The sequence below is a fragment of the Thermoanaerobacterium calidifontis genome (assembly GCF_055381745.1).
Genome location: NZ_AP042436.1, coordinates 965,103 through 977,336 on the forward strand (window position 1 = coordinate 965,103; position 12,234 = coordinate 977,336).

Sequence of the window (12,234 nt, forward strand, 5' to 3'; positions counted from 1 at the left end):
TTTCTCAACTAATTATAAATATTGTAGTGGGAGTGGTTTGATTGATCACGAGCGTTTTCACACATAATAATAGTGGAGAATTTCCGGCAAAAGGTATAATCGATGGAGAGGGGATAGTACCATGGCTTTCAATAAAAGAAATACGTCAACCGTTATTATTAATGTCTCCACCCTTTGGACTTTCCAGTGAAGTAGCAAATAACATTTGGATGGAAAATATGAAGAAAGAAGATAGAGTAGTTAATTTATCAAAAGCGATAAATGAATTTCATAATTTTTTTAATCTATTAAGCAAATACGCGTTGGTATTTTTACTTCCGCCATATCCAGGATTGCAAGATTTAGTGTATGTTGCTAATATGGGAATAGTGCCTCCACATATGCCAGATGTCGCAATAATTTCAAATTTTAGATCTATTCCAAGACGTGGTGAAGATATTTTAGGTTTGAATTTTCTTTCACAGCTTGGATATCATGTAGTCAGAGCACCGTATTATTTTGAAGGAGAAGCTGATCTAAAACATCTAAATAATAATGTTTATATAGGTGCTCATGGTATGCGAACTTCATATCAATTTTTAGAATGGTTTGAACATAATTTTGATGCTAAAGTTATTCCATTCAAAATAAATGATCCTTATTGTTATCATTTGGACGGATGTGTTCTTCCTTTAACAGAAGATAAAGTGGCAGTATGTATAGATATTGTGGATAAAGAAACAGTTAAAGAAATTGAAAAGTTTACTGAAATTATACCTGTTTCGCATCAAGATGCAAGAAGTGGTGTTTTAAATAGCGTAGTTCTTGGCAAAAAATTATTTAATGATTCCGTTATTGAATATTTGACTAAATCTGATTCGAGGTATGAAAGAGAATTGATAAAGCTGCGTTCCGTGGAGAGAATTGCCAAGCTTGTAGAACTTGAACCTGTATTTGTACCAATGTCAGAATTCGAAAAATCAGGTGCTTGCCTTTCTTGTCTAGTTATGCATCTCAATTGGAGATGACGCTATTTTCATTATGAAAAGAGGTTTTACTTATGACTAAAAATTATCGTGTTCTCATGTTAGGTTATCGCAAAGGTTTAGTAGATGCTTGCAATAAGCTTGGTGTACATAGTACAATTCTTATTGATCCGTGGGAAGATATAAGTGAACTTCCGGCTTGTGGTGATAATGAAAAAAGGATATTTGTAGAGAATCTTTCTAAAGATGAAACTACACTTTTTTCATTAATGCGATCAAATGAAACCAATTTTGATGTTGTTATAACAACTGAGGAATATTTTATGGTAAATGCTTCAATTTTAAGCTGTATTGTTTCAAAGCCATATATTGAACCACATGTTGCGGTAGCATTTAGAGACAAATTTTATCAAAAGAAGTTATTACGTGGGGTTGTATCAGTGACTGATTCTTGGATGATTGATGATATCGAAAATTTTCTTATTGACGAGAAATATCCATATCCTGTAGTACTTAAACCAGTTGCAGGTGCTGCTACTTCTTATACTTATATTGCTGCTAACCAAGAAGAGTTAGAAAAATGCATAGAACTTCACAAGCAAAAATTAGTTAAAAATCCTGCTGAAATTCCAAGAAGTATGGTAATAGAACGCTTTGTATATGGTGATGAATGGCATATAGATGGATGGGTTTTAGAAGGTAAACTTCAAAGCTTTACAGCATCAAAGTACAACTTTCCTTTAATTGGAATAAGAAATGGAGGAATAGTAGGAAGTGTGACTTTACATCCCGAAACAAATAAAGAACTTTATAATAAATTTCATCAATTTGTTGAGAAGGCTTTACAAAAGCTTGGATTAAAAAATAGTGTATTTCATATGGAATTATTTAAAAATGATGAAAATGACGAACTTGTATTTAGCGAATGCGCAGCTCGTGTTGGAGGAGGGTTTATTTATAAGGCATTTCAATATTTATATGATATTAATTTATATGAAGTCCTTGTTCGATTAGCCCTTGGCGAGAAAGTTTTATCTACACCAGCTAAAACTTCGCAATGCGTAGGTTGGACTTTTCTTCCCTCTGTTTCACCTACTATAAAGTCGTTACCAGATAGTTCATTATTAATGGATATGCCAGGAGTCTTAGAGGTGGAATACAGTTGGAATCCTAGTAAGGAAATGCCTGACACTAAGATAGATACTACTCAGCGAACAGGTCAGGTTCTAATAGCCGGTAAGGATGAAGATGAAGTGTTACGAAGGATTAAAGATGTATTAAATTATTTTGCTGAACTTACGAAAAATTAATATGCGATTATGTCTTTATACATTATGTTAAAAAATTAACTCATTAAGCAATAATTCTCGAGCTTAATGAGTTAATTTATATGTTATCAAGGTGGTGATATATTTGAACAATGATGACATAAAAGAAGACTTGTCAGATTTTAACCTGGATGAAACAAAACTATTGTGGAAACAAAAAAAATTTTTAATTCTATTGTTAGGAGATTTATTAATCAGTTTTGGCAGTAAAGTTTATGAATTAGTATTACCTTTATTAATTTATAAATTAACTAAATCATCGATTGTTATGGGAACTATGAAGGCAGTTGAATTTTTGCCAAATCTTTTATTAGCAGTATTTATAGGTGTGTTAGTTGATAGAACAGATAGAAAAAGATTTTTAATATATACGCTATTTATACAAATAATATTATTAAGCACACTGTACATTTCAATAAAAAGTGGACATAAATATATTTCGCTCTTTTATGTAATAGGTTTTTTCTTTATGGCATTATTTTACTGCTATGATAATGCTATGACAAGTATAGTTAAAGATGTTATTCCTTATAATTTACTTACTTCAGCTAATTCAAAGTTTTCTTTTATTTCAACATTTATAGGGATCATCGGACCTGCGATTTCAGGCTTTATTTTAGTACTTTCTAATCTTGAAGACGGGTTGCTAATTACTATGTTTGCTTTGTTGGGAGGGTTTATTGTATTTTCCTTTTTAAAGAGTCATAAAAAACAAGTAGAAGCAAAAAAGGAAAATCAGTCAATTTTGGAAGATATTAAGGAAGGTTGGATTGAGCTTAGGAGAAATCATTCGCTTTGGTTGTTAACATTAATAGTTGTTTTCACCAATGCTACTAGTGGTTTGTTTGATTCAATGGTAATCTTTTTTGCAGAAGACTCATTTCATTTAAGCAGTTTTCAACTTGGATTGGTATTTTCGATTGCTGGATTAGGTGGTTTGATAGGAAGTATATCTACAGATTATATTTCTAAAAAGCTAAAGTTTGGTAAACTAATAGGGATAACCATATTTTCTATTGGCTTTGCTTACCTAATCATGTATTTTGCAAGTAATGTTTTTTTAATAGCATTTTCTTTGTTTCTAGAAGGCATATTTAATTCGATTTTTGCTATATGTATATATACTTATCGCCAAGAAACAACTCCATCACATCTTATTGGACGTATCAGTGGAATTACAGGTGCAATATTTATGATTGGAGTGCCATTATCTATGTTTGGATCTGGATGGATTGTAAGTATTATAAACACAAAATATTTATTTCTTAGTGCAGCAATACTCAATTTATTGATATTTATAGTTTATCGTAAGCTTTCTTTGTGGAAATTAACATAAGGATGCAATTAGCAAAAAGGCTATAGGAGAATTTCTACAGCCTTTATTAAAATACATTAAGTTTTAGTTTTTTCCTTCTAACCCAGTGCTTTAATACTTTTGAAAGCCAAGGCATTACATAGTAGTCGAGACCAAATGCTCTTCCAGCGCCGCCCATTATGGCTATGGCAGTTATGACGTACCACCAGTTGTTGAATGTCGCCATACCTGATAGGTAGAAATTAATATGAAGGAATATGGTTCCAAGTGCAGCAATAAACGTAAATAGTCCTGCAACAAGCAAAAGACCAATGCCTATTTCAGACAATGTTATTAGCGACTGGAAGAATATAGCATGAGGAAATATGAATTTTTCCATAAACCAGCCATACCAGGCAGGTACATTTTGCATCGGAGCTGAAGACGCACCAGCAGATAATTTAACTGATGACAGCCATCCTTCTTGTATATGTTGGATACCACTGATGATCCACATTAAACCTAAGAAAACCCTCATAAGTGATAGCCAAAACATGTTTGTAGTAACAGCTACATGGTTTTCAATTATGCTTAATTTGCCTTTATCAGGCACATCTATAAACTGATCTCTTATATATTGAGCACACATGCCGAGACCACTTAAGCCAAATAGGTAATGCATATTTACAATGTGCTTCATAAATGTAGCTGGGTATCCGGAGAGTCCACCTATGCCAGATAGTTCGGCAATCGCAAACCTTCTTCCTACGGATACCATATTTCCGTGAAGATTTAGTTTAAGTTCTTTCTTTGGCGTATTTTTAATGGAAGCGGCAATATTGTATGCGGCGGCATCTGCAGACTGCAAAGCAGATTCCACCAAGGCAGGCATAGGTTTTCCATCTTCTCCTACATATGAGGCGCTGTCGCCGATGGCATATACGTACGGATTAGATGATTCCATGTATTTATTTACTACGATTCTTCCTTTTTTATCTGTATTAAGCCCAATATTTGCAACGAAGCTATTTCCTTGAATGCCGCCTGTCCAAATTAGCGTTTTTGTAGGAATTTCCTCTCCTGTTTTTAATGTGATGCCATCTGGTGTAACGCTGGTGATCATGGAATTTGTCTTGACTTCTACTCCGTTTTTGTTGAGGAAATTTACTACTTTTTGAACTAGATTTTCTCTGCTGACTGTAGGTAATATTTTAGGCAATGCTTCCACAAGAGATAGTTTAACTTCATTTCTTGGGATTTTGTATTCTTTACACAGCCTATCTACCCATTCCATGAGTTCACCTATCATTTCAACTCCGGTAAAACCGCCGCCACCGACTATGAATGTAAGCATTTTTGCTCTCTTTTGCTTGTCAGTTTCATATTGTGCCTTTTTAAACATTTCGCGAATGTGCTTGTTTATTTTTTCAGCGTCTTTTAAAGACCACAACGTGAAAGCGTGCTCTTTCATGCCAGGAATTCCAAAATAGGCTGGTTCACTTCCACAAGCTATTATAAGGTAATCATAATCGTATTCAGATGTTTCTGAGTACAACTTCTTGTTTTCTATGTCAACTTTGGTTATTTCATCTTGTACAATCTTAACGCGTGTGTACTCCAACGCCTCTTTTAATGAAACTTTTACACCTTCAGGTTTTATCCTATTTCCAGCTACTTCATGTAGCTCTGTAAGGTATGTTTGACTATCATTTTTTTCGATAAGCATTATTTCCACATCGTTGTTAAGCAAATATTTATCAAGTTTTTGTGCAGCAGTAGCTCCTCCGAATCCTCCGCCTAACACTATTACTTTAGTACCCATATAAAAACCTCCTGTTATAATTTATCTCCATCTTGATTATAGCATAATTATTTAACAAACAAAAATTTTTAGTAAATCAGAGATTTCGCATCTAATAATTTTTAGAACCATAAATCAACTGATTTATATAGTTTAACGAAGTGTAACTAGAAATATGATATTTTCCGTTTTTTACTGGAAATTGAAAGAAAAAAATTGCAAAATAAAAGCATCCTTTCTATAATATGTTTTGTCACAAACCAAATAGAAAGGATGCTGATAAAATGAACAAAAGTTGTTTTAAACAAATGCTTATCTACTTCTCTAAGATATACCATCTTGGAGAAAAAATCAATACCCTAAAAGATAAAAGAGCAAAATCTTCAGTAAAAATTTCAACAATTACCTTTGTAGTATTATTTGGATTTATGCTTCAAATAAGGAGTTTTAATAGGTTGGAACATTGGCTTAAAAAAGGTAAATTTAAAAAAGTATTACCTAAAAAGACTAAAATTCCTCGTATTGACACTATTAGGCGTGTTTTAAGTAATTTTGATTTAGATGGCTTAAATGAACTTAATAATAGTATAATCAAGACAAGTACAAAAAATAAGGTTTTTAGAAAAGGAACTATAGATGGACTAAAAGTTGTTGCAATAGATGGTGTAGAGTTATTTGAAAGCACTAATAAGTGCTGTGATAATTGTCTTACACGAGTCCAAAAGGACGGGATTACTCATTACTTTCATAGGTCAGTAATATGTGCAACTGTAGGTTCTGATCCACATCTTATCATAGGTCAGGAAATGCTTGAACCTAAAAGAGATGCTTCAGATAAAGACGAAGGAGAAATTACAGCAGGCAAGCGTTTAATTAAGAAATTGCATAAAGAATTTCATCATTTTGCAGACATCATAGTAGCTGATGCATTATATTGTAAATCTACTTGGATTAAAGAAGTTTTATCAATAGGGATGGATGCAGTAGTAAGAGTTAAAGACGAAAGATTAAATATAGTTAAAGATGCTCTTGGTTTATTCAAGTGTCGAAAAGCAGATAAAGAATGGAGTGTTAAGAAAAAAAGTAACAATTATATTAAAATTAAAGCCTGGGACGAAGACAATTTTCAAATGCCTAATTCCGACATAGAAGTAAGGTTTATAAAATTTATAGAAGAGATACATAGCTCAGGCAAAGTAGAAATAAAAGAATCATGGATAATAACTACCTCTAAAGTTACTTCAGTAGAAACTCTATGGAAAATAATACATAAAAGATGGGAAATTGAAAACAATGCTTTTCATCAATTAAAAACAGAATGGCATTTAAATCACTGTTTTCTGCACAGTCCTGAAGGTGTAGAAACCGTGTTAATGTTTATAATAATAGCATTTAATTTAATGCAATTATATTTTTTCAGATGTATAAGAAATTTTAGGGAAAAGCATATGCTTCAGATAGATATTATTGAAGATATAAAAGATGAGATATTTATCATAGAAACTGGATGGAGTAATCCACTGTTTGTGAAGACATAATTTGAAACAAAACTGGAAATTCATTATTAAGATTTGTGGGGTAAGGGGGAGGTGCAACTATTTTTAGCATCCAAATGAATTTGTTATTGCCATATATTCAACTAGATGTAAAAAATAAAAATTATTGTAAAAACAATTTTTTTACTGGAATTTTAATGCAAAATCTCTGTTAGTAAATGATATCAGTTGATTAAATGTTAAAAAACAAATATAATAATTATGATGTGTTTTATAGGATTGGAGGGCATAAAACTGTCTGCTAAGAAAATTGTATATGTTTCTATATTGATTTCACAGGCATTGGTGCTGAATATAGTTGAAAGCTTTATTCCCGTTCCTATCCCTGTTCCAGGGATAAAGATCGGGCTTGCTAATATAGTTACTTTAGTAACAATATTGATGTTTGGATTTAAAGAATCCCTTATTGTGGTCATTCTGAGGACATTGTTGGCACAATTGCTTGTTGGAAATTTAACGTCATTTTTGTACAGTGTATCCGGTGGTATTTTGAGTGCATGTATTATGTTTTTTGTTTACAAGAGATACAGTAAATACTTTAGCTTAGTTGGTGTAAGTGTTTTTGGTTCTGTTGCCCACAATGTAGGTCAGCTATTTGTTGCGGCATTAATTATAAACAATTTTCTTATATTCTCCTATTTACCTGTGCTTATGATTGCTGGAATCATAATGGGCGTCTTTACAGGACTTGTGGCTAATTATTTTAAAAAATACATCAAAAATTTTAAATACGATTCTAAGTGGTAGGTGTTTGTTTTGTTTGACAAATATGAGTTTATAAAAGAAGATATGAAAAAGATAGATGAATTTATTTTGGCAAATGTCAAGACTAACTCTCCAACTATAAAAAAAGCGATTGACGATTTGGTTTTGTCTGGGGGCAAAAGGATAAGGCCACTTCTTGTAATCGCTATTGCCAGAATGGGCGAATACAGTGAGGAGAAAATCATTCCAATAGCAGCTTCTATAGAGATAATGCACATGGCCACGCTTATACATGACGATATCATTGATGATTCAAAGATGAGGCGTGGACAAAAATCGGTTCAAAGCAAATATGGTAAAGAAACAGCGGTTTTTACTGGCGATTTTTTATTTAGCCAAGCATTTAATTTGATAGCTGATATTATTTCAAAAGAAAATTTAAAATTAATTGCGAAGGGCGTTAAGGCTATTTGTGAGGGAGAGATTGAACAATTTGATAATAGATATAATCTGGATTTGAGCATTAAAAAATATCTAAAAAGAATTTATAGAAAAACTGCTTTATTATTTGCAATTAGCTGTGAATCTGGTGCATCGCAGGCAGGACTTCCAAAAGAAATGATAAGAGCCATGAGGCATTTTGGTTTAGAAATAGGTACGGCATTTCAGATTGTCGATGATATTCTTGATTACGAAGGTGTAGAAAGAGTTGTAGGAAAGCCTTTAGGCAGTGATCTATTAAACGGAATATACACGTTGCCTCTTATCTATGCGCTTAAAACGGATCGCAAGAAGGTAATTGAGGGGATTTTGAGGAAGAGAGATTTAAGTAGAAGAGATGTAAACCGCATAATAAAAGAAGTAAAGTTGAGTGGTGGCATAGACTATGCAAAAGAACTTGCTCTCAAATATGTAAAAAAAGCTATCAAGTATTTGGAAGTGATACCAGATTGTGAACAGAAAAGCTTAATGATGGATATTGCTGATGATGTATTGAAGAGGAATCATTGATTTTTGATAAGCATGATAAAAGGACATTTTCAAAAAAATGTCCTTTTACTCGAATGTACCTTTTTTTACGATTTCATTGAATTTAATCATAAATTTGCCTTTTGCTATGACTGATGAAATGTTTAAATTTCTGTCCAGAACTACAAAATCGGCATCAGAATTTTCTTTTATGCAGCCCTTTTTAGGGTATAAAAGAAGCACTTTGGCCACATTTTCGGTTATTATTTTTATGGCAGCTTCAAGTGGCAAGACACCATTTGCAATTATTTCTTTTAAATCTCTGTAAAGTGTCATTGTACTGCCAACCATTACTTTAATAAGTTTTTTGTTTTCATCAAATACAGGTATGCTTCCATTGCTGTCAGAGCTCATGGTCACGTTATCTAACGGTAGATTGTTTTCTACAATCTTTCTTACTGCATCTATTGGCTTAAGTGCAGTTTTGGAGTTTTCATCAGGTTTTATATCTGATGTTAAGTCGATACGGCCTCCCATCTCTAAAAATTCCATTGCTTGTGAAAAAAGATGACCATTTCTATTTACATGAGTTGGAATAAACTGTGTGATTGGTATTTCAGTATTTTTGACGATGTCTATAATAGGTGTAAGACCTCTTATGCCATCGCCAACGTGCAAATGTACAATTCCTGGTTTATTTCCTAAGAGCCCGCCAACTCTGGCTTCTGCTGCAAGTTTTGTTAGATCTTCTACTGTTGGCTGAGCTGATCTGTGATCAGATATGGCAATTTCGCCAGTGCCTAATACTTTATCGATTATCGCTACGTCAGATCTGACGCTATTAGTAAGTGTTCTCGTAGGAAGCTCATAAGCACCTGTGTATATATACGTGGTAAGGCCTTCTTCCTCCAATGCCCTTGCTTTTGCCAGCAATTCTGTCATGCCTCTTGTTATGCCATCTGCACCTAAAAGCCCCACAACTGTTGTGATTCCAGCTTTTGTGAGTTCTGTTAGCTTTATCTCAGGGGTTCTTGTTACAGGACCTCCTTCGCCACCGCCGCCTGCAATATGCACATGTTGATCAATAAAACCAGGCACAATTATATGCCCGCTTAAGTCGATGGTTGAAAGTTCGGGAAGATCTCTTATATCGATGTCTTTCGCTATTTTGACAATCCTTTCGTTACATGTAAGTAAGTCCATTTTGCCGGTGTATTTTGGTGCATAAACTTCTGCACCTTTTAATAATAAGAACATTTTTTTCACCTTCTTTACAGTTTTTTTCTTGCAAATTAGTTTGTACAAAATCGTTATTATTTATGTTATCATTAAATTGTATCGAAACAAATTGAGAGGTGTTGAAGATGGTGAATTTTTCAGTAGATAAAAATAAGTCTACTCCACTTTATATACAGATTTTTAATCAATTTAAAAAATACATTGAAAATGGCAGTATCTCACCAGGTTACAAATTGCCAACCATACGTTCATTAGCTAAAGAGTTGGGTGTAAACAATGTTACTGTCATAAATGCATATAGGCTACTTGAGGCAAATGGGTATATAGAAAAAAGAGTCGGTAGTGGAACGTATGTATCTGAGACTGTTAGACAATCAGAAATGCCTATCGAAGATATAAAAGCTTTGGAACATGGACAGATACTTGTAAATAAAAACATGATAAATTTTTCTTCATCGTCTCCAAACCCTGAGCTGTTTCCGGTTGAAGATTTTAAAGTAATTATAAACAAAGTTTTGGAGAGAGATGGTGGATACGCATTTGAATATCAAGATACAAAGGGATACATGCCACTTAGAAAAGTCATTGCAGAGTTCATAAAGAAAGATGAGGTAATCATCGATTACGAAGATGTACAAATTATCTCAGGCGGACAACAGGGGATAGACGTTGTATCAAAAGCGTTGATAAATTTTGGTGATTGTGTTTTTGTTGAGTCACCTACGTATTCATGGGCTATAGCATCTTTTAAATCAAGAGGAGCCGAAATTGTAGATATAGAACTTGAGAAGGATGGAATTAATGTAGATATGTTGGGGGAGAAACTGAAGATTTTCAAACCAAAATTGATTTACACAATGCCTGTTTTTCAAAATCCAACTGGAATTTCGTACAGCGTGGAAAAGATGAAAAAACTCATCGAGATTGCATACAAGTATGATACTTATATTGTGGAAGACGATTTTTCAAATGAGTTAAATTTCAGCAATAATAAGCATTTGCCATTAAAAGCCTATGACAAATACGATAGGGTAATATATATAAAAAGTTTTTCTAAGATATATATGCCGGGATTGAGATTAGGGTTTATATTATCTCCTAAAAATCTTATAAATTCTTTTGCTGAAGCAAAATATGTTACAGATTTATCAACTTCCGGTTTGATGCAAAGAGCATTTGAGATCTATTTGAAAGAAGGAATGTGGGAAAAACATGTAGAAGTATTTAAAAATACCATGAAGAATAGGTTTGATGAGATGAAACGCCTTTTGGCTGACAATAGTTATTTTGAGATTAATATTCCAGATGGAGGGTTTTATTTTTGGATAAAATTGAAAGAAAATATTTCTGCTAAATTGATATATTTAAAATGTATTGAGAGAAACGTTTCTATTGTTCCAGGGAGTATATTTTTTTCCAATAAAATAGACGATTCGCATATAAGATTAAGCTACGCGTCGTGTGAAGTAGATAAAATAAGAAAAGGCATACTAACTATTGAAGAAGTCATTAAAGATATTGATGAGGCGGGAAATAGTGAATATATTCCAATCGTTTAAAAACGCTTTAATGCGCTTTTTTTTGAATTAAAAAAAAAGCAACTACAAATAATAAATATGCAAAAATAACTGAGGAGGAGGTAAAAATATGGCATTAACTCAAAAAGAACTTGGATATATTTCGGATGAACTTGCATCAGAGCAATTGATAATAAAGAAGTATCAGACGGCTGTGAATCAAGTGACAGATCCACAGCTTAAAAATGTGTTTCAAAAAAATATAAACGTGCATCAAAATCATTACAACTCTTTATTAAATTTATTGAAATAGGAGTGATATAGATGGGTAGAAAAAGTGCAAAGGTAAATACTACTGCCATGAATTCAGCAGCTATGCCGGATATGTCAGGTGGCAGTATTAGCAAACAGATAGATTCATATACAAATTCCAATTTAAAAAATGTGTCGACAAATGCTACTGCAACTGGCAGCATAAATGCTACAGGTATGCCTAATGACTATTCGCCGGCAGGTAGCATAAGCAGGGCGATTGACAATACCACGATGCAGAATCTAAACAGTGCAAGCGGTAAGAATCAAACTTATACAGCAAGCACATCTCAAACATCAACTCTTACGGATAAAGATATAACTGCAGATTGTTTAAAATCAGAAATACTTTTACTACAATCTTATAACAGTGCTTGTATAGAAAGCGCAAATCAAAATGTATATTCTAACATTAAGAATATACTAAATGAAGAACACGATGTCCACTATGAGATATTCAATTTGATGAAACAGAAAGGATGGTATCCTGTAAGCAATGCAAACCAGCAGGATATCGATAATACTAGAAATATGTTTCAAGGATAGAT

At 33.0% G+C, this 12,234-nt stretch carries 11 protein-coding genes; 9 read left to right on the top strand and 2 right to left on the bottom strand.

Features of this window, described 5'->3' with window-relative positions:
• Positions 1–41 precede the first annotated feature (41 nt).
• The 3 genes from ACZ42G_RS04770 (at position 42) to ACZ42G_RS04780 (ending at position 3,629) form a co-directional block, all read left to right on the top strand.
• Positions 42–1,007, top strand: coding sequence for a dimethylarginine dimethylaminohydrolase family protein (locus ACZ42G_RS04770; RefSeq protein ID WP_464851677.1), 966 nt, complete (start codon positions 42–44; stop codon positions 1,005–1,007).
• A 32-nt stretch (positions 1,008–1,039) separates the two neighbouring features.
• Entirely contained in the window at positions 1,040–2,275 is a 1,236-nt protein-coding gene (locus ACZ42G_RS04775; RefSeq protein ID WP_464851678.1) for an ATP-grasp domain-containing protein, read from the top strand.
• 103 nt (positions 2,276–2,378) lie between these two features.
• Complete coding sequence (locus tag ACZ42G_RS04780; protein WP_464851679.1) at positions 2,379–3,629, top strand: MFS transporter; 1,251 nt, start codon at positions 2,379–2,381, stop codon at positions 3,627–3,629.
• A 46-nt stretch (positions 3,630–3,675) separates the two neighbouring features.
• Here ACZ42G_RS04780 and ACZ42G_RS04785 read toward each other — a convergent pair whose 3' ends face one another.
• On the bottom strand, positions 3,676–5,409 hold the full coding sequence (locus tag ACZ42G_RS04785) for an FAD-dependent oxidoreductase (protein WP_085112948.1): 1,734 nt from the start codon (positions 5,407–5,409) through the stop codon (positions 3,676–3,678).
• Positions 5,410–5,672: 263 nt separating this feature from the next.
• Here ACZ42G_RS04785 and ACZ42G_RS04790 point away from each other — a divergent pair, with 263 nt between their 5' ends.
• The 3 genes from ACZ42G_RS04790 to ACZ42G_RS04800 all read left to right on the top strand — a co-directional run bounded on the left by ACZ42G_RS04790 (position 5,673) and on the right by ACZ42G_RS04800 (position 8,660).
• Positions 5,673–6,926, top strand: coding sequence for a transposase (locus ACZ42G_RS04790; protein ID WP_464850405.1), 1,254 nt, complete (start codon positions 5,673–5,675; stop codon positions 6,924–6,926).
• Between the two features lie 219 nt (positions 6,927–7,145).
• A complete protein-coding gene (locus tag ACZ42G_RS04795; protein WP_085112947.1) occupies positions 7,146–7,691 on the top strand; it encodes a Gx transporter family protein in 546 nt (181 codons plus the stop codon).
• Positions 7,692–8,660, top strand: coding sequence for a polyprenyl synthetase family protein (locus tag ACZ42G_RS04800; protein WP_274892577.1), 969 nt, complete (start codon positions 7,692–7,694; stop codon positions 8,658–8,660).
• 45 nt (positions 8,661–8,705) lie between these two features.
• Here ACZ42G_RS04800 and iadA read toward each other — a convergent pair whose 3' ends face one another.
• Positions 8,706–9,875 carry a beta-aspartyl-peptidase gene (gene iadA / locus ACZ42G_RS04805; protein ID WP_464851681.1) on the bottom strand — a complete coding sequence of 390 codons (1,170 nt, stop codon included), beginning with the start codon at positions 9,873–9,875 and terminating at the stop codon, positions 8,706–8,708.
• 107 nt (positions 9,876–9,982) lie between these two features.
• On the opposite strand from iadA, the gene pdxR reads away from it, so the two are divergent.
• From pdxR to ACZ42G_RS04820, 3 genes are all read left to right on the top strand, one after another.
• Positions 9,983–11,416, top strand: a complete 1,434-nt coding sequence (pdxR, locus tag ACZ42G_RS04810) for a MocR-like pyridoxine biosynthesis transcription factor PdxR (protein WP_464851683.1) — start codon at positions 9,983–9,985, stop codon at positions 11,414–11,416.
• 88 nt (positions 11,417–11,504) lie between these two features.
• Positions 11,505–11,687, top strand: coding sequence for a spore coat protein (locus ACZ42G_RS04815; protein WP_013788410.1), 183 nt, complete (start codon positions 11,505–11,507; stop codon positions 11,685–11,687).
• Between the two features lie 11 nt (positions 11,688–11,698).
• On the top strand, positions 11,699–12,232 hold the full coding sequence (locus ACZ42G_RS04820; protein ID WP_464851685.1) for a spore coat protein: 534 nt from the start codon (positions 11,699–11,701) through the stop codon (positions 12,230–12,232).
• Positions 12,233–12,234 lie beyond the last annotated feature (2 nt).